The following is a 25,847-nucleotide window of genomic DNA, read 5'->3' as shown; positions in this document are numbered from 1 at the left end:
TCGTCAGTCGCGCGTCAGCAGGCGCGGGGCAAGCTCTTTGAGAGCGCGTCGATACACCTCGCGCTTGAATGTCACCACCTGGCCCAACGGATACCAATAACTGACCCAGCGCCAGCCATCGAATTCCGGTTTACCGGTCAAATCCATCCGCACCCGCTGCTCGTTGGAGATCAGGCGCAGGAGAAACCATTTCTGCTTCTGGCCGATACACAGCGGTTGGCTGTGCGTGCGGACCAGGCGTTGCGGCAAACGATAGCGCAACCAGCCTCGGGTGCAGGCGAGTATTTCGACATCCTCTCGCTCCAGCCCCACTTCTTCGTTCAACTCGCGGTACAAAGCCTCTTCCGGCGTCTCCTGGGGGTTGATCCCTCCCTGTGGAAACTGCCAGGCGTCTTGATTGATACGGCGAGCCCATAGCACCTGTCCGGCATCATTCGTAAGAATGATCCCCACATTGGGACGGAAACCATCGGGATCGATCACGGCAACAACCTCGCAAACGCATGTCGCCGCATTGTTCCACAAAGGTTGTGAAAGCAGCAACGAGGCTGCCCACCTTATGTGCACTCTTGTGAAAAGTCCGTATTCTGGGCGCCTTTCTCAAGAAATTTCAGCGAGTAACTGCAATGCGGCTGGCTTTATTCGACTTGGACAACACGCTGCTGGGCGGCGACAGCGATCACGCCTGGGGCGATTACCTCTGCGAGCGCGGGTTTCTGGATGCCGTCACCTACAAGGCGCGCAACGATGAGTTTTACCAGGACTACCTGGCCGGTAAGCTGGACAACGCCGCGTACCTGAATTTCTGCCTGGAAATTCTCGGCCGTACCGAGATGGAGGTGCTGGCGCAGTGGCATCTCGAGTACATGCGCGACTGCATCGAGCCGATCGTGCTGCCCCAAGCCATCGAATTGCTGAAGAAACACCGTGATGCCGGCGACAAGCTGGTGATCATCACCGCCACCAACCGCTTCGTCACCGCGCCGATTGCCGAGCGTCTGGGCGTCGAAACCCTGATCGCCACCGAGTGCGAAATGATCGACGGTCGCTACAGTGGGCGCAGCACCGACATCCCCTGTTTCCGCGAGGGCAAGGTGACCCGGCTGAATCGCTGGCTGGAAGAGACCGGGTATTCGCTGGACGACAGCTACTTCTATAGCGACTCGATGAACGACTTGCCGTTGTTGGAAGCAGTGACGCACCCGGTGGCGGTCGATCCGGATCCGAACCTGCGGGCCGAGGCCGAGAAACGCGGCTGGCCGGTGATCAGCCTGCGCGACTGACCTGTCACGCAGGCTTGGCCACCATCAGATAGAAGATCACCATGAACGCGAGGAACGCCGGCCAGCCCAGCGCAAACCACCAGCGCATGTAGGTGCTGGCCTTGAGCGGCATGGGCGTGCCGTCCTGCAAGGCTTGCTCGGCCATTTTGTGCACGCGGATCTGCAACCAGACCACCGGCAGCCAGCAGGTACCCGCCAGGCAATAAAGGCCGATGCTCCACATCAACCAGCTCTGTTGCAGTGGCCAGCCGGCCATATGCATCAGGGCCAGGCCGCTCAGCGGCTGGAACACGGCGGTAGTGGCCGTGAACGCCCAATCGGCGAAGACCAGATGCTTGAAGGTGACGGCAATGACTTCAAGCTTGCCGCTGCGCCAGGCCCGCAGCGCATAGTAGGCGGACCCGGCGCCCAGGCCGAAGAGGATGGTCGAAGACAGGATGTGCAGGGTTTTCAGCAGCAGATAAATGCTCATCGGCGCGGTTCAGTCCAAAGCAGCCATAAAGTCGCGACTATCAGCACCAGGTTCTTGGCGACAGCCGCATAAGGGTCAAACCAATAGTGCGGCAGGATAAAGCTGATGCAAAGCGTGTAGCCGAGCATCAATCCCAACTGCAACCGCAATGCCTGGCGGCGCCAGCGCTTGAATAGCATGCCCACGCCCAGCACGCCGTCACACAGCGCGCCGGCGATTACCGCACGCTTCGCCCAGGTGCCGTGGACACCGGCTTCGGCCATGATACGCAAGCCCCAATCGTAGCCGGGGCCGAGGCAGACGATGGCGGTACCCAGCCAGATGATCGCCAGTACCGCGAGCATCAGCGGGCGGATCGCTCTGAGGCTGCTCTGGGCTGCGCTGGGCCAATCCTGCAAGCGGGTTTGTACGGGGGCGGCGTAATACCCGCAGATTGACGCGAGTGCCGCGGGGTCGGCCAGATTGTCCCGTTGTGCCAAGGCCAGGCTTTGCCTGTTCAACGCCCGCCAGCCGAACCGATCCCCAAGCCGGCTGCCCGGTTCAGTCAACAGCGCAGGGGCCTTGATGTAGCGGGCCGGCGCCCAACCTTGGGCGGCGCGCAGATGATCGATGAGTCGGGCCAGCGTCATCGGCTCCGGTCCTACCAGCGGCAACACGACCGACTCGGTCGGCCATTGCCGCAGCAGGGCGAGCACCGCGCCCACCAGGTCATCGACATGTACGGGCTGGATGCGCGCTTGAAGATTCAGCAAGGGAATCAACGGCCACGGAGAAAGGCCCTCCATCCAGCCGCTGCTCGCGCCGCCTGGTCCCACCACCAACGAGGGCCGCAGCACCACCGATACGCTGTCCAGCACGCAAAGATATTCGTCGGCCAAGCCTTTGCTCGCCAGGAACGGCACGTCCGATTGCGCACTCGCGCCCAGCGCGGAAATCTGCAGGATCCGGACACCGCGGCGCGCGGCCTGGTCGAACAACGCTCGCGCGCCCCGATCCTGGACCAGGCTCAGCGCCTCGGTGTCGACGCTGAGCAGCCCGGCCGCGTTGATCAGCAAATCGACGTCCAGGGGCAAGGCAAAGTGTTCAGGGTCGCCTGCCAGTACACCGAGATCCAGCTGCCGCCATTCAACCCCAGGCCAACCTGGCCCCTGAGGCTCACGGCTGGTTGCGATGATCGAGTGGCCAGCGCTGTGCAACGCTCGCAGCAGACGGCGCCCGATAAAACCGCCGCCTCCCACCAGTAGGATCTTCATGCCCGTCCCTGTCGCTTAAATCGGCTTGGCACCCATCAGCGCGGCGATGGACAGGAAGCCGACGCCACCGATGATCGCCAATGCCAGGGTAAACCTGCTGCCGCCACCGCTGCCCAAGCGCAGACGATTGAGCCTTGCCAGCAGCCAGAAAACGCAGAGCGTCGCCACCGTGTAGATCACGCTGGAACCCAACAGCCAGCTTTGCCCCAACGGCCAGCCCACCAGGTGAACCAGCCACCAGCCGGTGAACGGCATGCTCAGCATGCAGACCAGCATCACGCACCAGGCCAACAGCCAGGGACGCCGCAGCGTGCTGGCCGGTCCCTCGCTGCGTTTACGCCAGGCCAGGACGGCAAGGACTACACCGCAAGCCAGCAGCAGGACCGTGGCCGCGACGTGCAGGACTTTCAAGGTCAGCAGAGTTTCCATGGGATTTCCTTAAGGCCGATGTCCTTCAGCGTAGCCCTTCAACCAAGAAACAGCTGATAGGCCGGGTTATCGCTTTCATCCCAATACGGATAGCCGATTTCTTCCAGGGCGGCCGGTACCAGGTGGCGTTCATCGTGAGGCACTTGCAGCCCGGCGACCACGCGACCATCCGCCGCGCCATGGTTGCGGTAGTGGAACATCGAGATATTCCAGCGCCCGCCCAGCTTGTTGAGGAAGTTGAACAACGCGCCCGGACGCTCCGGGAACTCGAAACGCAGCACCACTTCGTCGATGACGTGGGCGGCGTGCCCGCCGACCATGTGGCGGATGTGCAGCTTGGCCAGCTCGTTGTCGGTCAAGTCCAGCACCGGAAAGCCTTGCTCGGTCAGGCTGGCGATCAACTTGCTGCGCGGATCGTTTTCCGGATGCGTCTGTACGCCGACGAAAATGTGCGCTTCGCTGCCGGTGTTGTAGCGGTAGTTGAATTCGGTGATCTGGCGTTTGCCGATGGCTTCGCAGAAGGCCTTGAAGCTGCCCGGCTGCTCAGGAATGGTCACGGCGATGATCGCCTCGCGCCCTTCGCCCAGCTCGGCGCGCTCGGCCACATGGCGCAAGCGATCGAAGTTGACGTTGGCGCCGGAATCGATGGCCACCAGGGTCTGACCGCTGATGCCCCGCGATTCGACGTACTTCTTGATCCCGGCCACGCCCAAGGCGCCGGCCGGTTCGGTGATCGAGCGGGTATCGTCGTAGATATCCTTTATAGCTGCGCAGATCTCGTCGGTGCTGACGGTGATCACTTCATCCACGTAGTGCTTGCAGATATCAAAGGTGTGCTGGCCGATCTGCGCCACGGCCACGCCGTCGGCGAACAGGCCGACGGTCGGCAATACCACGCGCTCACCGGCGGCCAGGGCCGCTTGCAGGCAATTGGAGTCATCAGGCTCGACGCCGATGATTCTGATCTCGGGGCGCAGGTATTTCACGTAGGCCGCGATCCCGGCAATCAGCCCGCCACCGCCCACCGGGACGAATATCGCATCGAGGCGCCCGGGGTGCTGGCGGAGGATCTCCATCGCCACGGTGCCCTGCCCGGCGATGGTATGAGGGTCGTCATAGGGATGGATATAGACGTAGCCCTTTTCGTCGACCAGCTTCAGCGAATACGCCAGCGCCTCGGGGAACGAGTCGCCATGCAACACCACTTTGCCGCCGCGGGAGCGTACGCCTTCGACCTTGATTTCCGGGGTGGTCTTGGGCATGACGATGGTGGCTTTGACGCCCAGCACCTTGGCTGCCAGCGCCAGGCCCTGGGCGTGGTTGCCGGCCGAGGCCGTGACTACGCCACGGGCGCGCTCTTCGTCGCTGAGTTGGGTCAGCTTGTTGTAGGCCCCGCGAATCTTGAACGAGAACACCGGCTGCAGGTCTTCACGCTTGAGCCAGACGTCATTGCCCAGCCGCTCGGAGAGCTGGCGGGCGGTCTGCAGCGGGGTTTCAACGGCAACGTCATAAACGCGCGAGGTGAGGATCTTCTTGACGTACTGTTCGAGCATCGGAAAGCATCACTGAGCGGGTTGGGCAGGGCCAGGGAGTCTAACCCGGCTTTTGGCCGGGCGACCACACGAATTAAGGCAGCCGGCGCACACAAGTCCCCGTGGCGAGGGAGCTTGCTCCCGCTTGAGTGCGAAGCGCTCATCGCTTTTTCTGGGACCGCTACGCGATCCAGCGGGAGCAAGCTCCCTCGCCACGGTTGCTGCACGGTCCAGCGGGAGGAAGGTCCCTTGGCACACTGGATCTGTGCCAAACAGGCAATGACCAAGGCTGCTCCGACGCCTATAATGCCGGCCTTTCGTTCCCTCTCGGCACCCTCGGAGCCCGCATGACCCAGGATCAACTCAAACAGGCCGTGGCCCAGGCCGCCGTCGACCTCATCCTCCCGAAGCTGGATGACAAGAGCATCGTCGGGGTCGGCACCGGCTCGACCGCCAATTGCTTCATTGACGCGCTGGCGCAGCACAAGGGTGCGTTCGATGGCGCGGTCGCCAGCTCCGAAGCCACCGCCGCGCGCCTCAAGGGCCACGGGATCCCGGTGTACGAGCTCAACACTGTGAGCGACCTGGAGTTCTACATCGACGGCGCCGATGAAAGCGATGCGCACCTGAACCTGATCAAGGGCGGTGGCGCTGCATTGACCCGCGAGAAGATTGTCGCGGCAGTCGCCAAGACCTTCATCTGCATCGCCGACGCCAGCAAGCTGGTGCCGGTACTCGGCGCCTTCCCGCTGCCGGTGGAAGTTATCCCCATGGCCCGCAGCCACGTCGCCCGTCAGTTGGTGAAACTGGGCGGCGATCCGGTGTATCGCGAAGGTGTGCTGACCGACAACGGCAACATCATCCTCGACGTCCACAATCTGCAGATCACCAACCCGGTGGAGCTGGAACGCCAGATCAACGCCATTGTCGGCGTGGTCACCAACGGCCTGTTCGCCGCACGTCCGGCGGATGTGCTGTTGCTGGGGACTGCTGAAGGGGTGAAGACGCTGCGGGCTGAATAACCCGGCGGATAGTTATTGGTTCACACCGGACCCTGTGGGAGCGAGCTTGCTCGCGATGACGAAGGCACATTCGACATCCATGCAAGCTGACCCACCGCTATCGTCGGATCGCCGCCCGGAGCAAGCTCGCTCCCACATGGGGTCTGTGCGAGCTTAAGGCTGCGCCTTCTTGAACACGTAAAACAGATTCGGCTCACTCACCACATACAGGTTGCCATCGTCATCCATGGCCAGGCCTTCAGCCTGGGGGACGGTTTTCTGCAGGCCGTGGCGGCCCTTGCTCAACGACAGCGTGCTCAACGGACGGCCGTTGATATCCAGCTCGATGATCAACCGCGACTCGTCGGACAGCGCCATCAGGTGACCGCTGCGCTCATCGTATTGCAGGCTTGAAAGGTCGCGCACAAAGAGCCCGGCGTCACGCTTGGGATTGTTGACGACGTGCACCGCATAGGATTTTTCCGGGTTGTGGTGGGGAAACCCGTGGACCTCGTAGATCAGCATCGGGTCGCGCTCCTTCGCCACGAATAGCCGCTTGCCCAGGGAGTCGTAGGCCAGCCCTTCGAAACCCTTGTTGCTGCTCATGTGCACCCCGAGCGAGATCTGCTCGGCTTCGGCCGCGTCGAGGAACCGGGTATCGTTGTCCAGATGGATCTTGATCAGCCGTTGTTGGCGCTCATCGGTGATGACATAGATGTTCTCGCTGATGAATTCCACCGCTTCCGAATCACCAAACCCGACCAGGGCTATGCGCCGCAAGATCTTGCCGTCCAGCGACAGCTCGATCAGCTCGGGATTCTTGTTGGTCACGGTGAACAGGGTCTTGCGGATCGGATCGAAGGTCAGCGCCGAAACGTCATCGTCCAACCCTTCGATCACTTGCGCCTCAAGCGCGACCTGGTACTGATCCAGTGCGATTGCCTGCTCGTTGACGGGGTGCCACAGGCTGCTCATGTTGAACCAGGCGCGCTCAAACAGGCGCAGGTACTGGCCCGCCGTGATCAGGGCGATCAGCACGATGACCAGCAACAGCAGGAACAGTGGCTTGGGACGGACAAGTCGACGCATGTAGGAGGGCTCGGATAAAAACAGGTGGTTGGAAATACCACGACTGCCTGAACTGAAGCTTAATGGCCGCGTGCCACGTCCTACACGATGGTCGGAGTTGTCTTACGAAGTCGCGCTGTCAGTGCTGTTTTTCGAAACGGTAGAGCAGGTTCGGTTCACTGACGATGTAGAGGGTGCCGGCTTCATCGACAGTGACGCCTTCGGCGCGAGGGATCGTGTCCTTCAGGCCGTTGAAGCCGCCGAGCAGGGTCATGAAGCTGACCTGATCGCCTGCTTCGTCCAGTTCCAGCAATAAATGGGAGTCGGCCGATAGCACCAGCGTGTGGCCGGTGCGCGGGTCTACGGCCAGGGCGGACAGGTTGCGCAGGTCGAGTTCGTTGCTGACATGGATCTGCTTGTCGCCCTTGAGCAGCTGGCTCCCGTCGCTTTTCCAGGTGAACAATGCCGGTGGGCGCTCTTCGCCAAGGATCAGTTGCTGATTCTTCGGATCCCAGACGATGGCTTCGAATCCCTTGTTCTGGTTCTTCGACGTGCCCAGGTCATATTGGGGGAAGTCCTTGATGTTCAGCTCCCGGGTATTGGCATCAACCTGGACGATCGACAGCGTGTGCTTGCGTTCATCGGTGATGGCCAGCAGGCCGTTTTCCATGAAAGCCACGCCTTCAGGGTTACCCCAGCCCACCAGCGGCATCTTGCGCAATACGTCACCCTGCAGGGTCAGCTCCACCAGGAACGGATTTTTGCCCATCACCGCGAACAGGGTCTTGGTCTGTGGGCTATAGGTCAGGTCGGACGCTTCGTCGTCTTCCATTCCCGGGAGCGCCTTGGCGTCAATGACAGCGTGGTAATCAGGCAGCCAGATGCTTTCCCGACGCTCGGCCTGGCTCTGGAAGCGCTCCGACACCCAAAGCAGGCCGCGGTCATCCCAATGCATGGCGAATGCCAGGCCGTAAGCGCTGGCGCCCGCGATCAGCAGCCAGACATACCAGGGCAGGGCGAAGCGAGAGCGACGGGATGCTTTGGGGGTGGGCAGTGCTTGGGTCTTGGCCATCAGGGGACACGTTCCAGGGAATTCGGCTAGGGGCTGGCTGGCTCAGATGCCGCATTGCCCGGAATTATCCGGATGGCATGTGAAAAAAACGGTAAATGGCCGGATGGCCGCTCAGGCTAACCTGTGGGAGCGAGCTTGCTCGCGATAGCGGTGTGTCCGACATGTTGATGTCGGCTGACATGACGCAATCGCGAGCAAGCTCGCTCCCACAGGATGGACAGATGCAGCCGTTAACGAACACTGCTCTCGAAGCGGCTCGCGCCCGGCAGTTCCAGCACCAGCTCGTCACCGACGTTCAACGGCCCGACGCCGGCCGGCGTGCCGGTCAGGATCACGTCGCCGGCCTGCAGCGAGAAACAGCCGGCCATGTACTGGATCATCGGCACGATGGGGTTGAGCATCAGGCTGCTGTTGCCGTCCTGGCGCACTTCGCCATTGATGACCAGGCGAACGGGGATGTCGGTCAGGTCGGCGAAGGTGTCCTTCGAGACGAACGGGGCGATCACCGCCGCGCCGTCGAAAGACTTGGCGACTTCCCAGGGCAGCCCCTTGCCCTTGAGCTCGGCCTGCTTGTCCCGCAGGGTCAGGTCCAGGGCCGGAGCGAAGCCGGAGATGGCGTCCAGTACTTCCTCAGCGCTGGGCCGGGTGGACAGTGGCTTGCCGATCAGCACGGCGATTTCCGCCTCGTAATGCACCGACCCGCGGTCGGTGGGAATGCTGAAACCGCCTTCCAGCGGTACCACGCAGCTGCCTGGCTTGATGAACAGCAACGGCTCGGTGGGCACCGGATTATCCAGTTCCTTTGCATGCTCGGCATAGTTGCGGCCAATGCACACCACTTTCCCGATCGGGAAATGAATACGCGTACCGTCGACATACTGGTGCTGATAGCTCATAACCGACTCCTGCCTTTGGATTTTCATCAGGTGTTTATAAGGGTCAAACCGCGAAGATCTTGCCCGGGTTCATGATGCCGTTGGGGTCAAAGACTGCCTTTACCGCTTTCATGTACTCGATCTCCACCGGCGAGCGACTGTAGGTCAGATAGTCGCGTTTGGTCATGCCCACGCCGTGCTCGGCGGAAATCGAGCCGTTGTACTTCTCGACGGTCTCGAACACCCATTTGTTCACCGTCGCGCACTTGGCGAAGAATTCATCCTTGCTCAGGTTTTCCGGCTTGAGGATGTTCAGGTGCAGGTTGCCGTCACCGATGTGGCCGAACCAGACGATTTCGAAGTCCGGGTAGTGTTCGCCGACGATTGCATCGATTTCCCGCAGGAATGCCGGAACCTTCGAGACGGTTACCGAGATGTCGTTCTTGTACGGCGTCCAGTGCGAGATAGTTTCGGAGATGTACTCGCGCAATTTCCACAGGTTCTGCAACTGGGTTTCGCTCTGGCTCATCACGCCGTCGAGCACCCAGCCTTGTTCGACACAGTGCTCAAAGGTTTCCAGCGCGTGGTTGGCGACTTCTTCAGTGGTGGCCTCGAATTCCAGCAGGGCGTAGAACGGGCAGTCGGTCTCGAACGGCGCCGGCACGTCGCCGCGACCGAGGACCTTGGCCAGGGCCTTGTCGGAGAAAAATTCGAATGCGGTCAGGTCCAGTTTGCCCTGGAAGGCATGCAGCACCGGCATGATCGAATCGAAATCCGGCGTGCCGAGCACCATCGCGGTGAGGTTTTTCGGCGCCCGATCCAGGCGCATGGTGGCTTCGACCACGAAGCCAAGCGTGCCCTCCGCGCCGATGAACAGCTGGCGCAAATCGTAGCCGGTGGCGTTCTTGATCAGGTCTTTGTTCAGCTCCAGCACGTCGCCCTTGCCGGTGACGACTTTCATGCCCGCCACCCAATTACGCGTCATGCCGTAGCGAATGACTTTGATCCCGCCGGCATTGGTGCCGATATTGCCGCCAATCTGGCTGGAACCGGCCGAAGCAAAATCCACCGGGTAGTACAGGCCATGTTCCTCGGCCTTGTTCTGCAGTTGTTCGGTGACCACGCCCGGCTGGCACACGGCGGTGCGGTCGGTCAGGTTCACGTCGAGAATCTGGTTCATGTAGTCGAAGGACACCACGACTTCGCCATTGGCCGCCACGGCCGCGGCGGACAGCCCGGTACGTCCGCCCGAGGGGACCAGCGCGACCTTATGTGCATTGGCCCAGCGCACGATGGCCTGGACCTGTTCGATGGTCTTGGGAAAGACGATGGCCACCGGCGCCGGAGCGAAATGCTTGGTCCAATCCTTGCCGTAAGCATTCAGGGAGTCGGCATCGGTCAGGACCTTGCCAGGCTCAACCAGGGTCTTCAGCTCATCTATCACGGCAGGATTGGTCATCGACAGAACTCTCGAACAATTCATGGTCATCCTGAGAACGCTTCACGTCGCAGGAATGGGTGTTTGCGGGGGGCATATGCTAGCATACCGACCCCGCAGCGTAGTGCCCAACGGCTGTTCTGCGGCGACGGCTGTCATGCCGGTCGGGCCGGCCCAGGCTGCCCGATTCCCTGCCATTTTTCTCCGGGACACAGGTTTACGCAGATGAGCAAGACTTCTCTCGATAAGAGCAAGATCAAGTTCCTTCTTCTCGAAGGCGTCCACCAATCGGCTGTCGACGTCCTCAAGTCGGCGGGCTACACCAGCATCGAGTACATCACCAGTTCTCTGCCGGAAGCCCAGCTCAAGGAAAAGATCGCCGATGCTCACTTCATCGGTATTCGCTCCCGTACTCAACTGACCGAAGAGATCTTCGACCACGCCAAGAAACTGGTCGCGGTCGGCTGCTTCTGCATCGGCACCAACCAGGTTGACCTCAACGCGGCCCGTGAGCGCGGTATCGCGGTGTTCAACGCGCCGTACTCCAACACCCGTTCTGTTGCCGAGCTGGTGCTGGCCGAGGCGATCCTGCTGCTGCGCGGCATCCCCGAGAAAAACGCTTCCTGCCACCGTGGCGGCTGGATCAAGAGCGCGGCCAACTCCTTCGAAATCCGGGGCAAGAAGCTGGGTATCGTCGGCTACGGCTCGATCGGCACCCAGTTGTCGGTACTTGCCGAAGGCCTTGGCATGCAGGTGTTCTTCTATGACACCGTGACCAAGCTGCCACTGGGCAACGCCACCCAGGTCAACGACCTGCATGAATTGCTGGGCATGTCCGACATCGTCACTCTGCACGTACCGGAAACCCCGGCCACCCAGTGGATGATCGGCGAGAAGGAAATCCGTGCCATCAAGAAAGGCGGGATCCTGATCAACGCCGCGCGTGGCACCGTGGTCAAGCTCGACGCCCTGGCCGAAGCGATCAAGGACAAGCACCTGATCGGCGCTGCCATCGACGTGTTCCCGGTGGAGCCGCGCTCCAACGACGACATCTTCGAGAGCCCGCTGCGTGGCCTGGACAACGTGATCCTGACCCCGCACATCGGCGGTTCCACCGCTGAAGCCCAGGCCAACATCGGTCTGGAAGTGGCGGAGAAACTGGTCAAGTACAGCGACAACGGTACTTCGGTATCGTCGGTGAACTTCCCGGAAGTGGCCTTGCCCGCTCACCCTGGCAAGCACCGCCTGCTGCACATCCACGAGAACATCCCGGGTGTGATGAGCGAGATCAACAAGGTCTTCGCGGAAAACGGCATCAACATTTCCGGCCAGTTCCTGCAGACCAACGAGAAGGTCGGCTACGTCGTGATCGACGTCGATGCCGAATACTCCGACCTGGCGCAGGAGAAGCTGCAGCACATCAACGGCACCATTCGTTGCCGCGTGTTGTTCTAAGCAGGCTGGACTTGCAATAAAAAACGGGAGCCCCGCAGGGGGCTCCCGTTTTTTTATCTGGCACAACCTGGAAACCCTGTGGGAGCGAGCCTGCTCGCGATCGCGGAGTGTCAGAAAAAAATCTATCGACTGAACCACCGCTATCGCGAGCAAGCTCGCTCCCACATTGGGCTGCGTTGTGTCAGTCGATACGGTGTTACTTCACATTCACTGTGATTTTCTCGGACACGATCGACGGGTCGAACGGCATATGGCCGCTGTCGCCCAGGATCAATTGCAAGGTGTGCTTGCCCGGGGCCAGTTTGATGGTGGCCTCGGTTTGTGCCTTGCCGAAGTGCATGTGGTGGGCGTCGGTCGGAATCGGCGCGCCTTCCTTCGGCACGTCGTCGACATCGATCAGCAAATGGTGATGGCCAGTGTTCTTGGTCACATCGCCCGCCGGAGCCAGGGCGATATCCTTGACGCCGAACTTGACCTTGAATTCCTGGCTGACGGTGGCGCCATCTTCCGGGGAAACGATGAACACTTCTGCGCCCTTGGGGGCCGGGGTCGCCGCTGTTGCCAGCATCGAGGTGCCCAACAACAGGCCAGCCAACGCGGCACGAGACATAAAGCTTTTCATTTTTTTCTCCAGTTTTTCGATGAAATCCGCTGAGTCATGACAACTTCATGAACAATCGTTGTCGAAGCCTGCAACAACCATAGCAAAGCGAGCCTGAGACGAGCGTCGCTTGTATAAATTCTAGGAGTGACCATGCGTTTCCTGCCTGGCCTGATCTGCCTGCTACCCCTTTTGAGCCCTTTGGCCCATGCCGAATTGATCGACGATATCAACGACCGGGGCGAGTTGCGCATCGCTCTTGAGGCCAACACGGCGCCCTTCAACTTCAAGGAAGACGGCAAACTCACTGGCTTCGAAGTGGAGCTGGGCGAAATGCTCGCGAACGAACTCGATGTACGGGCCGATTTCGTTGTCACCGATGCCGAGGATTTGCTGGCCGGTGTGGAAACCGGCAAATACGACGTCGCCATCAATCACATAGCACTGACCCCGGAACTGGCGGATCGTTTCGATACCAGTACCCCTTACAGCCAACCGGATGCGCAGTTGCTGGCAAGCAAGGACGAGTCGCAACGTCCGCTGGTCATGGCGCAGTCGTTCCAGGCGCAGGACAAAAAAGGCCCGCCGCCCAGCCTGGTGATTCCGTTCCAGAAGGACAACCCGGCCTTCAAGGCCAGCCTGGACAATGCCCTGGCGCGGATCAAGGAGGATGGGCGGCTGGAGCAGTTGTCGCAGAAGTGGTTGAAACAGCCGGAGTGAAAAAATGGAATCACCCGTGGCGAGGGAGCTTGCTCCCGCTGGGCTGCGAAGCAGTCCTAGTCCGGATCAGGTGATTTCCCGGACAGACCGCATCAGCCGCCTTGCGACGGCTGCGCCGCCGAGCGGGAGCAAGCTCCCTCGCCACGGGGGGCAGCATCCATACGGTCGATTGATCTGTCTTCAAGGCTTACGCCACACACTGGCCAACCAAGGCTGCTGTTCCCGTGGCAGCCCCGCCGGCCGGTAATAATGCTCCAGCTCCACAAAACCTGCGGCGCCCAGCAGCCTGCGCCAGGCGTCGAGGTCGTGGTAGGCGCCGAAGCGCTGACCGTTCCAGCCTTCCTGGTTTTCGCCTCGTGGATTGGAGCTGAACAGAACCCCTCCAGCCTTTAGCGTGGCGTGCAGCTGCCTGAGCACGCGGGGCAGTTCCTGGACTGGAATATGAAACAGCACCGCGTTGGCAAAAATTCCATCAAAGCGTCCATCCGGCAGGTCGAGTTTCAGGAAGTCCTGTTGCCACACCTCGCACCCGCTGTCCTGGCGGGCCATCCGGGCGAACTCTTCGGAACCGTCGAGGCCGACCGCGACATGGCCCATGCCGGTAAACGTACGCAAATCCCGTCCCGGACCGCAGCCGAAGTCGAGGATATGAAACGGCGCCTGGCCCTGGATGTGGCGCAGCAACGCATCGATGTTCTGGCTGACATCATGATCGCGGGTGCCTTCGCGAAAATTCTCGGCCACGGCGTTGTAATGACCCAGGGTCGTGGCGGTGATGACGTGCAGGTCTTCGGCAGTGTGTTTCATGATCGCGGGCTTTGCTGGGGAGTGTCTGACGACTATACCGCAAGCCCGCCGGCCGCCAATCGCGAGCTGGCTCGCTCCCACAATGAGTCGCGCTTCAGCGTTTGTTCAGGCCGCGCGCCAGACGATCGCCCCCCAACTGAATCACCGCGACCAGCGCCACCAGCAGCACGATAACCGTGAGCATGATCTGGCTGTCGAACCGCTGGTAGCCGTAACGGTAGGCGATGTCACCCAGGCCACCGGCGCCGATCGCCCCGGCCATGGCCGAAGAATTGATCATGGTCACCAAAGTGATGGTAAAACCGCCGACGATGCCTGGCAGCGCCTCCGGCAGCAATACGTGCCAGACGATATGCCAGCGCCGGCAACCCATGGCCTGGGCCGCTTCGATCAGGCCGTGGTCGACTTCCCGCAGGCTGACTTCGGCGATGCGGGCAAAAAACGGCGTCGCGGCGATGGTCAGCGGCACCACCGCAGCCCACACGCCGTAGGTCGTGCCGACAATCAGCCGAGTGAACGGAATCAGCGCCACCATCAGGATCAGGAACGGGATCGAGCGAAACAGGTTCACGAACGCGCCCAAGGCACGGTTCAGCGCCGGTGCCTCGTAAATGCCGCCCTTGCCGCTGGTGACCAGGATAACCGCCAGCGGAATGCCCGCCAGCAACGCGATCAATGACGACACACCGACCATGAGGAACGTGTCGATGAAGCCCTGCAATAAGCGATCAAGCCACATAACCCAGTACCTCCACCCGTTGCGCCCATGCACCTGCCCGCTGACGCAACTCCTCGGCGCCCAGTGAGGAGCCGCTCACGGCCAGCAGTAATTGTCCCAGCCCATGTCCCTGGATCCGTTCGATGCCGCCGTGCAACAGTCGCACCCGGCCACCGAGGGCGCCGAACAGGGCTGCGAGGTCCGGTTCATCACGGGCGGTACCGGTGAATTGCAGGCGCAGCACCGTGGCGGCGTCCGTCGAGGCCGGTTGCGGCTGCAAACGGTTCTGCAGTTCTTCAGGCAGCGCGTGCTGCAACGGCGCCAGCAGCGTCCGGCTGACCTCATGTTGCGGGTTGCCGAAGACTTCCCAGACCGGCCCCTGCTCAACGATCCGCCCTTGTTCCAGCACCACTACCCGGTCGCAGACTTCGCGGATCACCGCCATCTCGTGGGTAATAAGCACGATCGTCAGGCCCAGCCGCTGGTTGATCTCCCGCAGCAGGCGGAGGATCGACTGAGTGGTCTCCGGATCCAGCGCCGAAGTGGCCTCGTCACACAACAGGATCTGCGGATCGTGGACCAGCGCCCGGGCGATGCCGACACGCTGCTTCTGCCCGCCTGAGAGTTGTGCCGGATAGGCTTTGTGCTTGCCATCCAGACCCACCAGTTCGAGCAGCTCGCGGACCTTGCGCTGGCGTTGCTCCTTGGGCACCCCGGCGACTTTCAGCGGCAGCTCGACGTTCTGCCAGACGGTCTTGGCCGACATCAGGTTGAAATGCTGGAAGATCATGCCGATGCGCCGGCGCAGCTCGACCAGGCGATCCTCATCGAACTCGCCGATATCCACCTGATCGATCAGCACCCGACCGCTGGTGGGTTGCTCGAGGCGGTTGATGGTACGGATCAGCGATGACTTGCCGGCGCCGCTGCGGCCAATGATGCCGAACACCTCGCCGCGCTGGATCGCCAGGTCGATGCCGTGCAGCGCGTTCACCGGTCCTTGGGCGCCCAGGTAGGTTTTGCCCAGTCCGACAAAACGCACGTGGGCCCGGTTGAGCTGTGGGTGCAGCTCGGTGCTTTCGGCGCTTCGGCGCGTGGGCGTTTGCTGTTCAAGCAAAGCGTTGACGGCATTCATATCAGCTTTCCCAGCCGGCTTGATAGAGCTTGCCATGGGCCTTGTCCAAGGCTGCGCGCACGGCCGGGGAGTGCTGATAGATATCGACGAACTTGATCAGCCGCGGGTCGGTTTTGCTCTTGGGCTGGATGACGAACTGGATGACGTATTCCTTGTGATCGAGGCCGTCGAACAGCAACGCGGACGTCGCGTCGAATGTGTTCGCCAGGCGGATATAGGCCGGGTAGCCCTGCACCAGATCAGCGTCTTCATAGGCGCGCACCAGTTGCACGGCTTCGACCTGCAGGATCTTGATCTTCTTCGGGTTGGCGACAATGTCGTCTTCGGTGGCCTTGTAGCCGACGCCCGGCTTGAGCTGGATCAGCCCGGCCTTGGCCAGCAGTTGCAAGCCGCGACCGCTGTTGATCGGGTCGTTGGCTATGGCGACGCTCGCGCCTTCGGGCAGCTCGTCGAAGCTTTTGTATTTTTTCGAGTAGAGGCCGACGTTGTTGATGATGCCCGGCGCGAACGGCACCAGGTCGAACCCAGCGGCTGCCTTGGCGTTTTCCAGGAAGGGAATGTGCTGGAAATAATTCACGTCAATGTCACCCGAAGCGAGGCTGACGTTAGGCGCGATCCAGTCACTGAATTCCACCAGCTCAACCTTCAGGCCTTGTTTGCCGGCCTCTTCGACAGCGGCCTCCAGAGGAATGGCGAAGGCGGCGGTGGTGCCGATTTTCAACGGGGCGTCGGCGGCGAACAGCGCCGAGCTGAACAGGCCGAGGGCCAGGGCCAGTGCTTTGACTGGCAGGGTCAGGAGTTGCTTGGTCATGTCGGTTGTTCCAGTCATTAATGAGTCATGTGCTTTCGTGGCGAGGGAGCTTGCTCCCGCTGGGCTACGAAGTAGCCCGAGCTTTTTTGGGCGGGCTTCGCCCACCAGCGGGAGCAAGCTCCCTCGCCACGGTCATCGCCGGTAGTTCGAGCCAGTGTGTTGGCCGGGTAGTCGCGCTTGCGCGTGAAACAGCTTTTCCCGCAACGTCCCCCCGTCGTATTCGGTCTTGTACGACCCGCGGCGCTGCAGCTCGGGAATCACCAGGTCGATGAAATCCACGTAGCTTTGTGGCGTGACGATGCGGGTCAGGTTGAAGCCGTCGAGGCCGGTCTCGGCGATCCACGATTCCAGCTCGTCGGCGACCTGTTCGGGCGAGCCGACAACGGTGATGTAGCGACCGCCCAAGGCGTGTTGCTCCAGAAGCTTGCGTCGGGTCCAGTCGTTGTTCTGCAAGGTCTTGGTCGCGGACTGGATGGCGTTGCTCTTCACGTACTGGATCGGTTCGTCCAGTTCGTACTCGGAAAAATCGATGCCCGTCGACGCGGAGAAATGCGCCACGCCGGCCTCGGCGCTGGCATACCCCAGGTACTCGGCATGCTTGGCCCAGGCCGCTGCTTCGGTCTCGCCGACAATCACGTTCAAGCCCATGAACACCTTGATGTCCTCGGCATTGCGCCCGGCCGCGACGGCGCTGGCGCGGACCTTGTCCACCTGGGCCCTGGTCGCCGGCTTGTTCTGGCCGCTGATGAACACGCACTCGGCATGGCGCCCGGCGAACAGCAGCCCGCGCTCGGAGCTGCCAGCCTGGAACAGCACCGGTGTGCGTTGGGGCGATGGCTCGCAGAGGTGATAACCCTCGACCTGATAAAACTCGCCCTGGTGCCTGACCTTGTGCACTTTTTCTGGCTGGGCGTAGATCCGTTGCTGGCGATCGTTGAGCACCGCATCGTCTTCCCAGCTGCCCTCCCAGAGTTTGTAGAGCACCTCCAGGTACTCGTCGGCCTGGTCATAACGGCGGTCGTGCTCGACCTGCGCGCCAAGGCCCATGGCTTTCGCGGCGCTGTCCAGGTAGCCGGTGACAATGTTCCAGCCAACCCGGCCGCGGCTCAGGTGATCCAGCGTGCTCATGCGTCGGGCGAACAGGTACGGCGGTTCATAGGTGAGGTTGGCGGTGAGGCCGAAGCCGAGGTTGCGGGTGACGGCAGCCATTGCCGAGACCAGCAGCAATGGGTCGTTGACCGGCAGCTGGATCGACTCTTTCAGCGTGACCTCCACCGATTGCTGGTAAACGTCATAGACCCCGACGATATCGGCAATGAACAACCCGTCGAACAGACCGCGCTCCAGCAGCTGGGCCAGCCCGGTCCAGTATTCGAGCGTGTTGTACTGGGTCGAGATGTCCTGCGGATGCGTCCACAAGCCGTGGTTGATATGGCCGATGCAGTTCATGTTGAACGCGTTGAGGAGGATTTTTTTCTTGTCGAGGGCCATCAGATGGTCCCTCGTAATGGTGGTTTTTCGTCGTTGAGGTAGAAATTGCCGACCGCGTGATATTTCCAGCGCACCGGGTCATGCAGCGTATGCACCCGGGCGTTGCGCCAGTGACGATCCAGGCCATGTTCGGCCAGGGTCGCCTGGCTGCCGGCCAGTTCGAACAGCGTGCTGCCGGCGGCCAGGGAGATTTCGGTGCTGATGGCCCGGGCTTCGGCCACGGCAATCGAGGCCGCCGCCACCGTTTCGGCGTTGCTGTCGGCCTGGGCGCGGTCGAGGAATTCGCCTGCGCGTTCCAGCAAGGCTTCGGCGGCGTGCAGGCGAATGTTCAAATGGCCGAAGCTCTTGAGCGTATGCGGATCCTGGGTGGCGACATCGCTGGTGGCGTCGATCCACGGTCGGGTTTTGCTGCGGACAAAATGCAACGCATCTTCATAGGCGGCGCGGGCAATGCCGGTGTCGATGGCGGCATGGAGAATCTGCGCCAACGGGCCCACCGGAGTAGGGCGCTCGAAGGCGCTCTGGAACGGCACGATGTCTTCGGCAGCGACATGCACCGCTTCGAACACCACCGAGCCGCTGCCCGTGGTGCGCTGGCCGAAACCGCTCCAGTCGTCGATAACCGTCAGGCCCTGGCTGTTGCGCGGAACGAACGCCAACTGCTGCACGCCGTTCTCGTCCACCACCGAAGTAGGGATGCGCTGGGCATAGATCGCCCCGGTGGCGTAAAACTTGCGGCCGTTGATGCGGTACCCGTCGCCATCGCGAAGCAGTTGGGTGGTGCGCTCGTGAGCAGTCTTGGTCCCCAGCTCCGCCAGGGCATTGCCGAACCGCTGACCGGCCAGTACTTCGCCGTACAACCGTTGCTTCTGGGCTTCGCTACCGTTTACCCGCAGCACTTCCAGGGCGTAGTAATGGTTCTGGGGGATTTGCCCGAGCGATCCATCGGCCTGGGCGATCAGCGCCACGACCTTCGCCAGCGTGACGTTGGAAACGCCGGCGCCGCCGTAGGCCTTGGGCACGCTGATGCCCCACAGGCCGGAGCGGGTGAAGGCTTCCAGCTCCGGGTGCGGCAGGCGCCGTTCGCGATCGCGCAGGGCGCTGTCGCGCTTGAAGTCATCGGCCAGGTCGCTGGCGACAATCAGGGCTTGTTCATCGCTGGTGATCACCGCGACGTGTTGGGAAAGCGTCATGTGCTGCTCCAGTGGTCGGGTCGTCAGATCCAGGAATGTCGGGCGGGCAAGGTCCCGTTCAGGTGGTAATCGCCGATTGCGTGGTATTTCCAGCGCACCGGGTCGTGCAGGGTGTGGACCCGCGCGTTGCGCCAGTGGCGGTCGAGGTTGAACTCGGCAAGGGTGGCGCGGCTGCCGGCCAGCTCGAAGAGTTTTTCGCTGGCTTGCAGGGCGATTTCGGTGGTCAGCACCTTGGCTTCGGCGACGGCTATCGAAGCGCGGGCGGCGGACTGTGCAGTGATCGGCGCGGCGTTGACCTGGTCCAGTACGTGCCCCGCCTTGCGCAACAGAGCCTCGGCGGCATGCAGTTCGATTTTCAGCTTGCCGACGTCGGCGATTACGTACAGATCGTCGCTGGCCCGCTCGACCTTGGCATCGATCCAGGGCCGGGCGCGTTCGCGAACGAAGGCGATCGCGTCGTCGATGGCGCCGCGGGCGATTCCCAGGTCAATCGCCGCCTGGATCAGCTGCGAGAAGGCGCCTTGCACGTTTGGCGCTTCGTTGATGCGCCAGTTGTCCAGGACCAGTTCGGCGTCGACCCGCACATTGTTCAGCAGCACGGTGCCGCTGGCCGTGGTGCGCTGGCCGAAGCCCGACCAGTCGTCGACGATGCGCAGGCCCGGGGTGCCGCGCCGGACGAACGCCAGCACCTGGCGACCTTCGTCGTTCAATGCCTTCACGGCAACCCAATGGGCGAACAGGGCGCCGGTGGAGTAGAACTTCTGTCCATTGATGACGAAGCCATCGCCATCGGCGGTGATCCGCGCCTTGAGGTCCAGGGTGTTGCGGGTGCCGCGCTCCGGCCCGGCATTGCCGATGCGCCAGCCTTCGAGCACGCTCTGGAGGAGAGTTTTCTTTTGCCGTTCGGTGCCCGTGGCGAGAATCAGCTGGAGCACGCCGAACTGGTTCTGCGGGATCTGCCCGAGGGCCGGATCGGCTGCGGAAATGATCGCGAACACTTCGGCGATGGTAACTGAAGAGACTTGCGGCCCGCCGTATTCACGAGGAACGGCAATGCTGCCAAGCCCGCTGCGGGTGAATTGCTCGATTTCCGCCCAGGGCAGCTTGCGCTGTTGATCGCGGCGCGCGGCCTGCTGGCGAGCAACCTGTGCGAGTTCATGCGCGGCCTTGATTGCCTCGGCATCGGTGCGCAGCACCTGTGCCGGCAATAACAATGGAGCCACATCCAGGTCGCTATGGACCTTTGCTTGCGCCAGATCGGACATTACAGCCACTCCGTGGCTGCGTGCAGTGCCTTGGCGCCCTGCACTGGGGCGTTTGTGTTCCGTACCATACCCACCTCACATCTCAAGAAAACACCGCGATGAATGCGGTGGCGAAAATCAAGAATGTCCGGTGGTCCGGTCGATATACCCTAAACGCGTATAAAATGTTTTTGAACTATCTTTTAGGAATATCGATAGGCTGGATTTAAATTCAAGGAGCCCGCATGGGCGAAACGGCTCTTGTGGTGAGGGAGCAGATCCCTGCCACAAAAACCGATTATTTTTGCCAAGGCATTTCAACGACCATCAACAACGCTTTTGGCGGGGCTCTTCAGATTCGCATTCGCGCAACCGATCTTCAATGTCCGCGGCGGTGCCCAATGGGAGGTGTTGCCTACACGATCAAGGATGCAATAGGTCACTTCCAGGCGCAGGTCTTCGCCGGCTTCGGTGATTATTTCCGGTGGCACCCAGACATGGATCGGCTGGCCCACCTCGCAAGGTTTGATCCGGGGCAAGTCCATGCGTACATCGCCCCAGCGCACGGTGATCGCATCGTCGGCGGCCATGTTCAGGTAGGGCTCGATGGTCAGCGGTACGCCACGCTTGATCTGATTCGGATTGACGCCCTGGCGACGGATGGCCTGGGGGATACGCACCGGTGCCAGGCTCTGGTTTTCATCGCCGATCAAGGTCGAGGGCCGACCTCCGGGGCAATCGAGTTTGACTTGCACCTGTTGCGGAGCCGACAGCGCCGGCCCACGCCCAACCCGCATGACGCGATAATGGATGCATGACGTCCCGTTGACGACGAAGCTTTCCGGTATCCGCAGCGTGATGCCGCCATGGGTATCCGCCTCGGCTACCTGGCGGGAGCCGACGTAGCAGTTATCCCAGAACAGTTCGATCAGATCGCCCGCATCCATGCCGGAATAAGGTGTGATGAGCACTTCCAGCCGAGCGGCGCTGGTGACGTTGATACCGGTATGCAGGGCATTGGCCAGCGCGGGCGCGGCCAGTTCGAGGATCGGTGACGTACATGTCATGGTGTTCTCCTTGGTGTCCATATCGAGCTGTTTCATAAAGGTCAAAGGCACGGATAAACGCGGCATTGTTTATTGCGTTGCAATAAAATCATGAACTTTCAGTGCAGGGCTGGGGAATTAAAATAATGCGCGTCGCCTGTTGGCTTCTAGATAAGGGTTGGGCAGTTACAGTGTCAATAGAAGGGCGGGATTAATGCTTGATTGGCCAACTCTTCAGAAGTTTCCTACGCGATTCAGTTAGTAATACTTGCTGTCAGACGCCACTTTCCTTGTCCCGGCGTCTGTCGTATTGCTTGCGGTAGCTGAAGGCGCGAGACAACGGGCGAGGCGGCCGACATAAGTGTTACGCCAGGTATACGCATGTCGCGCGGACAAGTTTCTCAACTTAGGGCGGGGCTGTAAGTTGTTTTGTAGCGGTCAAGAGTATGACATCCGAGTTATCCACTTCCTTCCATGGAAGTGTGCCGGATAACTTATTGCGCGGCGTGTGCGGAGAGGAACTTACTGAGGAATTGTCGAGTACGCTCTTCTTTAGGGGCCGCGAACAAAGCCTTGGCTTCCCCTTGCTCGACGATCACACCTTTATCGAAAAACACCACGCGATTGGCCACGTCCCGGGCGAAGCCCATTTCGTGGGTGACGATCACCATGGTGCGCTTTTCTTCGGCCAGGCCGCGAATGGTCGCCAGTACCTCGCCCACCAGTTCGGGGTCGAGGGCCGAGGTCGGCTCGTCGAACAGGATCACCGCCGGCTCCATCGCCAGCGCCCGGGCAATTGCCACGCGCTGCTGCTGGCCGCCGGACAGGCGCCGTGGGTAGGCGTCTTCCTTGCCGGCCAGCCCGACCTTGGCCAGGAGCTTGCGCCCCAGGGCTTCGGCTTCGGCACGGGGAATTTTTTTCACCACCTGGGGACCTTCGGTGACATTTTCCAATGCGGTGCGATGGGGAAACAGGTTGAAATTCTGGAATACGAACCCTACCTGCTGACGCAAACGCCTGACCAGGCCCTGTTGCTGGTTCAGCGGGCGGCTGCCATCGATCTCGATGTCGCCGACCTTGATCCGGCCACTGCTGGGTTCTTCGAGAAAGTTCAGGCAGCGCAGGAAGGTGGTCTTGCCCGAGCCGCTGGGGCCGATGATCGCTACCACTTCGCCTTCTTCGATCTTCAGGTCGATGCCGTTGAGCACTACCTGACCCTTGAACTGCTTTGTCAGTTTTTCCACGACAATCATCGGTCAGGACTCCTGGTCATGCCGATTGACCCGGGCTTCCAAGACGTTCTGCAAGTGCGAAAGCACGGTGGCAAGAACCCAATAGATCAGCGCGGCGGCAAGGTACATGGTGAAGATTTCGAAGGTTCTGGCGGTGATCAGCTGCGCCTGGCGGAACAGCTCCGGTACCTGGATGGTCGCCGCCAATGCAGTGTCCTTGACCAGGGATATGAAGCTGTTGCCCAACGGTGGCAGGGCTGTGCGTGCGGCTTGCGGCAGGATGGCCCGACGCAGGATCTGCGCGCGGGTCATGCCGATACTGGCCGCCGCTTCCCACTGACCGCGTTCGATGGAGCTGATCGCGGCCCGCAGGATTTCGCAGGCGTAGGCCGCCATGTTCAGCGAAAAACCGATCAGTGCCGCCGGCAGTGGGTCCAGCTCGATGCCCAGTTGCGGCAAGCCGTAATAGATCACGAACAACTGCACCAGCAACGGCGTGCCGCGAAAGAACGACACGTAGATGCGGGCAATCCAGTTCACCGGTTTGAAGCGCGACAAACGCATCAGCGCCAGGCCAAACCCGAGCAGCAAGCCGAAGAACATGCCGCCCAGGCTGAGTATGACCGTGTAATACGCGCCCTTGAGCAAAAAGGGCGCGGAGTCCAGCGCGAGTTGAAGAGCTGCTTCCATTATTGAGTGACGTCAGCGCTGAAGTATTTTTCCGAGAGCTTTTTCAGCGTGCCGTCGGCGCGCAGTTTTTCAATGGCCTTGTTCACGGCTGCCAGCAGCTCGGGCTCGCCTTTGCGCAGGGCAATGCCAGACTCCTGGCGAGAAAAGGCTTCGCTGGTGACGGTGGTGTCCTTGGCTTTCTTGGCGTATTCCAGCGCGGCCAGGCGGTCAATCAGAATGGTATCGATGCGGCCGACACGCAGGTCCTGGAACTTGGTTGGATCATCGTCGTAGGTCTTGACCTGGGCGCCCGGCACTTCTGCCTTGACCCACTGCTCATAGTTGGTGCCCAGGCCCACGCCGACTTTTTTGCCGTCCAGGTCAGCGGCCTTCTTGATGTTCAGTTCGTCGGCTTTTTTGGTCAGTACCAGCGCCTGGATCCCGGAAACAGTGTACGGCTCGGAGAAGTCGTACTTTTTCTTGCGCTCTTCGGAGATGGTCACCTGGTTCACCACGGCGTCAAGACGCTTGGATTCCAGGGCGGCGAGGATACCGGCCCATGGGGTCGTCTGCAGCTTGACCTTGACCCCCAACTCCTTGGCCAGGGCTTCGGAAAATTCCACTTCGAAGCCAGTCAGTTTGCCGCTGTCATCAACAAAACTGAACGGTGGATAAGTGCCTTCCAGGCCGATCTTGATCTCACCAGCGTCCTTGATTTTTTGCAGCTGCTCACCGGCAACCGCTTGCCCCATCAGCCCGGCGCTCAATGCCAGGCCCAGCGAACCCACCAGCAGGTTGCGACGTAATGCGGAAAAATTCATGACAAGCCCCTGTATTTTTATGATGACGTTTATCTGGAAGAGAAAGGCGTAGCCGCGATCCGAAAGAATTGCCACATCCTGCCCTAAAAGCAGGCTTTGCGTCTCGTGGCAAATACGCCTGCGGCGCGACTATAGGTTGGGTCGTATAGATTGGAAAATAATATTAAATCACGACCATATTCCAATATGTAATCCACATCTTGTGGGAGCGAGCCTGCTCGCTCCACAGCGACATTTACCGAGCCTGGAACACCGAGTCATAGGCAAACAGCGCCGGTGCACCGCCGGTATGCAGGAAGATGATCGGGCCGTTTTCAAAGCGGTCGCGACCGATGCCGTCGAGCAGTCCGGCCATGGCCTTGCCGGTATAGACCGGATCGAGCAGCAGGCCTTCCTGGCTCGCCAGCAACTTGACCGCCGCCAGCGTACCGGCGTTGGGCTCGCCGTAGCGGGGGGCGAAGTACTCGTCCCAGAGGTTCACCTTGAAGGCCGGCGGCAGGGCCATTTCCAGCAACTGCGCCGTACGTTCGGCAAGCCCCTGGACTTTCGGAAACTGGTCTTCCTCGCTGCGTGAAACCGTCACGCCAATCACGGGAAGGTCCGGCAGGGTTTCGCTCAGTGCCAGCGCCAGGCCGCCATGCGTGCCGGCACTGCCCGAGGCCAGCACCACGGAGGCGAATTCAAGCCCGGTGTCCTTGATCTGTTCGGCCAACTCCAGGCCCGCGCGCACATAGCCCAAGGCACCCAGGGCATTCGACCCGCCAATCGGCACCAGGTAAGGTTTTTTCCCGTTGCTACGCAGGCGGCCGGCAAGGGCCTGCAACTGTTCGTCGGCGTTGTCCAGGTTTTCAACAAGTTCGACCTTGGCGTCGAACAGCTCCAGCAACAGCCGATTACCGTTGCCCAGGTAATTGCTTTCCTCGGTACCGATGGGGTTTTCCAGCAACGCCACACAACCCAGGCCCAGCTTCGCGGCCAGGGCAGCGGTCTGACGGACATGGTTGGACTGGATCGCGCCGGCAGTGACGAGCGTGTCGGCGCCTTGGGCCAGGGCGTCGGCGGCAAGGTATTCAAGCTTGCGCAACTTATTGCCGCCCAGTGCCAGAGGCGTCAGGTCGTCGCGCTTGACGTAGATGTCGCGGCCGAGCCAGGCGGAGAGACGGTCGAGTTTTTCCAGAGGCGTCGGATGGCTGAGCAGGTCGAGACGATGGAAGCGAGACAACTGTTCTTTGATCATGAGTCCGTACTGGCTGTAGGCGATATCCGGACTATAGGCAGCTGAGTATTCACGGGCAACCGGCATGTGGGCGTGAGGGCACGGATAACGATAAACCGCTGGGGGAGCGAGCCTGCTCGCGAAAGCGGCGGACCAGCCAATGAAGATGTCGATTGTCAGCATGTCATCGCGAGCAAGCTCGCTCCCACAGGGGTTGGCTACGTTTGAACGAAATCACTTCAGGCAACGTCATACCCACCCATGG

General features: G+C 61.1%; 26 protein-coding genes. 4 read left to right on the top strand and 22 right to left on the bottom strand.

Annotated features, from left to right (window positions below; translation table 11 throughout):
- Window positions 1–3: 3 nt before the first annotated feature.
- Entirely contained in the window at window positions 4–483 is a 480-nt protein-coding gene (locus tag J3P94_RS26260; protein ID WP_003186867.1) for an RNA pyrophosphohydrolase, read from the bottom strand.
- A 143-nt stretch (window positions 484–626) separates the two neighbouring features.
- Between J3P94_RS26260 and J3P94_RS26255 the strand changes: the two genes are divergently transcribed.
- The gene (locus J3P94_RS26255) at window positions 627–1,283 is read left to right on the top strand and encodes an HAD family hydrolase (RefSeq protein ID WP_434570403.1); all 657 of its coding nucleotides are present in this window, start codon (window positions 627–629) and stop codon (window positions 1,281–1,283) included.
- Between the two features lie 4 nt (window positions 1,284–1,287).
- Here J3P94_RS26255 and J3P94_RS26250 read toward each other — a convergent pair whose 3' ends face one another.
- From J3P94_RS26250 to ilvA, 4 genes are read right to left on the bottom strand one after another with little or no spacing between them, the layout of a single operon-like run.
- Entirely contained in the window at window positions 1,288–1,755 is a 468-nt protein-coding gene (locus J3P94_RS26250; RefSeq protein ID WP_434570401.1) for a DUF2269 family protein, read from the bottom strand.
- Window positions 1,752–3,008: an SDR family oxidoreductase gene (locus J3P94_RS26245; protein ID WP_434570399.1), complete on the bottom strand. Its 1,257-nt coding sequence runs from the start codon at window positions 3,006–3,008 to the stop codon at window positions 1,752–1,754. Before J3P94_RS26245 ends, J3P94_RS26250 begins: the two co-directional genes overlap by 4 nt.
- A 15-nt stretch (window positions 3,009–3,023) precedes the next feature.
- The gene (locus tag J3P94_RS26240) at window positions 3,024–3,437 is read right to left on the bottom strand and encodes a DUF2269 family protein (protein WP_434570397.1); all 414 of its coding nucleotides are present in this window, start codon (window positions 3,435–3,437) and stop codon (window positions 3,024–3,026) included.
- 38 nt (window positions 3,438–3,475) lie between these two features.
- Window positions 3,476–4,990, bottom strand: coding sequence for a threonine ammonia-lyase, biosynthetic (ilvA, locus tag J3P94_RS26235; RefSeq protein ID WP_305497561.1), 1,515 nt, complete (start codon window positions 4,988–4,990; stop codon window positions 3,476–3,478).
- Between the two features lie 326 nt (window positions 4,991–5,316).
- Between ilvA and rpiA the strand changes: the two genes are divergently transcribed.
- Window positions 5,317–5,991: a ribose-5-phosphate isomerase RpiA gene (gene rpiA / locus J3P94_RS26230; protein ID WP_434570395.1), complete on the top strand. Its 675-nt coding sequence runs from the start codon at window positions 5,317–5,319 to the stop codon at window positions 5,989–5,991.
- 153 nt (window positions 5,992–6,144) lie between these two features.
- On the opposite strand, the gene J3P94_RS26225 is transcribed toward rpiA, so the two are convergent.
- The 4 genes from J3P94_RS26225 to J3P94_RS26210 all read right to left on the bottom strand — a co-directional run bounded on the left by J3P94_RS26225 (window position 6,145) and on the right by J3P94_RS26210 (window position 10,444).
- Entirely contained in the window at window positions 6,145–7,059 is a 915-nt protein-coding gene (locus J3P94_RS26225; RefSeq protein WP_434570393.1) for an SdiA-regulated domain-containing protein, read from the bottom strand.
- Between the two features lie 118 nt (window positions 7,060–7,177).
- On the bottom strand, window positions 7,178–8,110 hold the full coding sequence (locus J3P94_RS26220; RefSeq protein WP_434570391.1) for an SdiA-regulated domain-containing protein: 933 nt from the start codon (window positions 8,108–8,110) through the stop codon (window positions 7,178–7,180).
- Window positions 8,111–8,340: 230 nt separating this feature from the next.
- Window positions 8,341–9,006: a fumarylacetoacetate hydrolase family protein gene (locus J3P94_RS26215; protein ID WP_305497557.1), complete on the bottom strand. Its 666-nt coding sequence runs from the start codon at window positions 9,004–9,006 to the stop codon at window positions 8,341–8,343.
- Between the two features lie 43 nt (window positions 9,007–9,049).
- Window positions 9,050–10,444 (bottom strand): FAD-binding oxidoreductase, encoded by a 1,395-nt coding sequence (locus J3P94_RS26210; RefSeq protein WP_434570389.1) that lies wholly within the window; start codon window positions 10,442–10,444, stop codon window positions 9,050–9,052.
- Window positions 10,445–10,648: 204 nt separating this feature from the next.
- Between J3P94_RS26210 and serA the strand changes: the two genes are divergently transcribed.
- Complete coding sequence (serA, locus tag J3P94_RS26205; protein WP_039592617.1) at window positions 10,649–11,878, top strand: phosphoglycerate dehydrogenase; 1,230 nt, start codon at window positions 10,649–10,651, stop codon at window positions 11,876–11,878.
- 196 nt (window positions 11,879–12,074) lie between these two features.
- Here the strand turns inward: serA and J3P94_RS26200 are convergent, their stop codons facing one another.
- Window positions 12,075–12,500, bottom strand: coding sequence for a DUF4399 domain-containing protein (locus J3P94_RS26200; RefSeq protein WP_434570387.1), 426 nt, complete (start codon window positions 12,498–12,500; stop codon window positions 12,075–12,077).
- A gap of 132 nt (window positions 12,501–12,632) precedes the next feature.
- Here J3P94_RS26200 and J3P94_RS26195 point away from each other — a divergent pair, with 132 nt between their 5' ends.
- A complete protein-coding gene (locus J3P94_RS26195) occupies window positions 12,633–13,199 on the top strand; it encodes a transporter substrate-binding domain-containing protein (protein ID WP_305497554.1) in 567 nt (188 codons plus the stop codon).
- A gap of 180 nt (window positions 13,200–13,379) precedes the next feature.
- On the opposite strand, the gene J3P94_RS26190 is transcribed toward J3P94_RS26195, so the two are convergent.
- The 12 genes from J3P94_RS26190 to J3P94_RS26135 all read right to left on the bottom strand — a co-directional run bounded on the left by J3P94_RS26190 (window position 13,380) and on the right by J3P94_RS26135 (window position 25,603).
- Window positions 13,380–14,006, bottom strand: a complete 627-nt coding sequence (locus tag J3P94_RS26190) for a class I SAM-dependent methyltransferase (protein ID WP_434570385.1) — start codon at window positions 14,004–14,006, stop codon at window positions 13,380–13,382.
- A 94-nt stretch (window positions 14,007–14,100) separates the two neighbouring features.
- On the bottom strand, window positions 14,101–14,745 hold the full coding sequence (locus tag J3P94_RS26185; RefSeq protein ID WP_368556486.1) for a methionine ABC transporter permease: 645 nt from the start codon (window positions 14,743–14,745) through the stop codon (window positions 14,101–14,103).
- Window positions 14,735–15,859 (bottom strand): methionine ABC transporter ATP-binding protein, encoded by a 1,125-nt coding sequence (locus J3P94_RS26180; RefSeq protein ID WP_434570383.1) that lies wholly within the window; start codon window positions 15,857–15,859, stop codon window positions 14,735–14,737. The genes J3P94_RS26185 and J3P94_RS26180 overlap by 11 nt, the downstream gene beginning before the upstream one ends.
- Before the next feature lies 1 nt (window position 15,860).
- Complete coding sequence (locus J3P94_RS26175) at window positions 15,861–16,670, bottom strand: MetQ/NlpA family ABC transporter substrate-binding protein (protein WP_434570381.1); 810 nt, start codon at window positions 16,668–16,670, stop codon at window positions 15,861–15,863.
- A gap of 132 nt (window positions 16,671–16,802) precedes the next feature.
- Window positions 16,803–18,161, bottom strand: coding sequence for an LLM class flavin-dependent oxidoreductase (locus J3P94_RS26170; RefSeq protein WP_434570379.1), 1,359 nt, complete (start codon window positions 18,159–18,161; stop codon window positions 16,803–16,805).
- Complete coding sequence (locus J3P94_RS26165; protein ID WP_434570377.1) at window positions 18,161–19,354, bottom strand: SfnB family sulfur acquisition oxidoreductase; 1,194 nt, start codon at window positions 19,352–19,354, stop codon at window positions 18,161–18,163. Before J3P94_RS26165 ends, J3P94_RS26170 begins: the two co-directional genes overlap by 1 nt.
- 23 nt (window positions 19,355–19,377) lie before the next feature.
- Window positions 19,378–20,619: an SfnB family sulfur acquisition oxidoreductase gene (locus J3P94_RS26160; protein WP_434570375.1), complete on the bottom strand. Its 1,242-nt coding sequence runs from the start codon at window positions 20,617–20,619 to the stop codon at window positions 19,378–19,380.
- Between the two features lie 296 nt (window positions 20,620–20,915).
- Window positions 20,916–21,665, bottom strand: coding sequence for a hypothetical protein (locus J3P94_RS26155; RefSeq protein ID WP_434570373.1), 750 nt, complete (start codon window positions 21,663–21,665; stop codon window positions 20,916–20,918).
- Between the two features lie 473 nt (window positions 21,666–22,138).
- Window positions 22,139–22,897, bottom strand: coding sequence for an L-cystine ABC transporter ATP-binding protein TcyN (gene tcyN, locus J3P94_RS26150; RefSeq protein ID WP_305497545.1), 759 nt, complete (start codon window positions 22,895–22,897; stop codon window positions 22,139–22,141).
- Window positions 22,898–22,900: 3 nt separating this feature from the next.
- Window positions 22,901–23,566, bottom strand: coding sequence for a cystine ABC transporter permease (gene tcyL / locus J3P94_RS26145; protein ID WP_434570371.1), 666 nt, complete (start codon window positions 23,564–23,566; stop codon window positions 22,901–22,903).
- Entirely contained in the window at window positions 23,566–24,366 is an 801-nt protein-coding gene (gene tcyJ, locus J3P94_RS26140) for a cystine ABC transporter substrate-binding protein (protein WP_434570369.1), read from the bottom strand. Before tcyJ ends, tcyL begins: the two co-directional genes overlap by 1 nt.
- Before the next feature lie 235 nt (window positions 24,367–24,601).
- On the bottom strand, window positions 24,602–25,603 hold the full coding sequence (locus tag J3P94_RS26135) for a D-cysteine desulfhydrase (RefSeq protein ID WP_434570367.1): 1,002 nt from the start codon (window positions 25,601–25,603) through the stop codon (window positions 24,602–24,604).
- Between the last annotated feature and the right edge of the window lie 244 nt (window positions 25,604–25,847).

Origin of the sequence: Pseudomonas sp. Z3-8, assembly GCF_051131975.1 — a bacterium.
In the GTDB taxonomy this organism is placed as follows: Bacteria; Pseudomonadota; Gammaproteobacteria; order Pseudomonadales; family Pseudomonadaceae; genus Aquipseudomonas.
Note: the sequence above shows the minus strand (reverse complement) of the source record. Positions and strands in the feature narration are given on the sequence as shown.

Bases quoted from the DNA above. Each gene is read 5' to 3' on its own strand.
- J3P94_RS26255 (WP_434570403.1), top strand. From the start codon at position 627: ATGCGGCTGGCTTTATTCGACTTGGACAACACGCTGCTGGGCGGCGAC.
- J3P94_RS26160 (WP_434570375.1), bottom strand. From the start codon at position 20,619: ATGTCCGATCTGGCGCAAGCAAAGGTCCATAGCGACCTGGATGTGGCT.
- J3P94_RS26185 (WP_368556486.1), bottom strand. From the start codon at position 14,745: ATGTGGCTTGATCGCTTATTGCAGGGCTTCATCGACACGTTCCTCATG.
- tcyL (WP_434570371.1), bottom strand. From the start codon at position 23,566: ATGGAAGCAGCTCTTCAACTCGCGCTGGACTCCGCGCCCTTTTTGCTC.
- J3P94_RS26135 (WP_434570367.1), bottom strand. From the start codon at position 25,603: ATGATCAAAGAACAGTTGTCTCGCTTCCATCGTCTCGACCTGCTCAGC.
- J3P94_RS26240 (WP_434570397.1), bottom strand. From the start codon at position 3,437: ATGGAAACTCTGCTGACCTTGAAAGTCCTGCACGTCGCGGCCACGGTC.
- J3P94_RS26200 (WP_434570387.1), bottom strand. From the start codon at position 12,500: ATGAAAAGCTTTATGTCTCGTGCCGCGTTGGCTGGCCTGTTGTTGGGC.
- ilvA (WP_305497561.1), bottom strand. From the start codon at position 4,990: ATGCTCGAACAGTACGTCAAGAAGATCCTCACCTCGCGCGTTTATGAC.
- J3P94_RS26250 (WP_434570401.1), bottom strand. From the start codon at position 1,755: ATGAGCATTTATCTGCTGCTGAAAACCCTGCACATCCTGTCTTCGACC.
- J3P94_RS26195 (WP_305497554.1), top strand. From the start codon at position 12,633: ATGCGTTTCCTGCCTGGCCTGATCTGCCTGCTACCCCTTTTGAGCCCT.
- J3P94_RS26175 (WP_434570381.1), bottom strand. From the start codon at position 16,670: ATGACCAAGCAACTCCTGACCCTGCCAGTCAAAGCACTGGCCCTGGCC.
- J3P94_RS26220 (WP_434570391.1), bottom strand. From the start codon at position 8,110: ATGGCCAAGACCCAAGCACTGCCCACCCCCAAAGCATCCCGTCGCTCT.
- tcyN (WP_305497545.1), bottom strand. From the start codon at position 22,897: ATGATTGTCGTGGAAAAACTGACAAAGCAGTTCAAGGGTCAGGTAGTG.
- rpiA (WP_434570395.1), top strand. From the start codon at position 5,317: ATGACCCAGGATCAACTCAAACAGGCCGTGGCCCAGGCCGCCGTCGAC.
- tcyJ (WP_434570369.1), bottom strand. From the start codon at position 24,366: ATGAATTTTTCCGCATTACGTCGCAACCTGCTGGTGGGTTCGCTGGGC.
- J3P94_RS26190 (WP_434570385.1), bottom strand. From the start codon at position 14,006: ATGAAACACACTGCCGAAGACCTGCACGTCATCACCGCCACGACCCTG.
- serA (WP_039592617.1), top strand. From the start codon at position 10,649: ATGAGCAAGACTTCTCTCGATAAGAGCAAGATCAAGTTCCTTCTTCTC.
- J3P94_RS26215 (WP_305497557.1), bottom strand. From the start codon at position 9,006: ATGAGCTATCAGCACCAGTATGTCGACGGTACGCGTATTCATTTCCCG.
- J3P94_RS26225 (WP_434570393.1), bottom strand. From the start codon at position 7,059: ATGCGTCGACTTGTCCGTCCCAAGCCACTGTTCCTGCTGTTGCTGGTC.
- J3P94_RS26180 (WP_434570383.1), bottom strand. From the start codon at position 15,859: ATGAATGCCGTCAACGCTTTGCTTGAACAGCAAACGCCCACGCGCCGA.
- J3P94_RS26170 (WP_434570379.1), bottom strand. From the start codon at position 18,161: ATGGCCCTCGACAAGAAAAAAATCCTCCTCAACGCGTTCAACATGAAC.
- J3P94_RS26245 (WP_434570399.1), bottom strand. From the start codon at position 3,008: ATGAAGATCCTACTGGTGGGAGGCGGCGGTTTTATCGGGCGCCGTCTG.
- J3P94_RS26155 (WP_434570373.1), bottom strand. From the start codon at position 21,665: ATGACATGTACGTCACCGATCCTCGAACTGGCCGCGCCCGCGCTGGCC.
- J3P94_RS26210 (WP_434570389.1), bottom strand. From the start codon at position 10,444: ATGACCAATCCTGCCGTGATAGATGAGCTGAAGACCCTGGTTGAGCCT.
- J3P94_RS26165 (WP_434570377.1), bottom strand. From the start codon at position 19,354: ATGACGCTTTCCCAACACGTCGCGGTGATCACCAGCGATGAACAAGCC.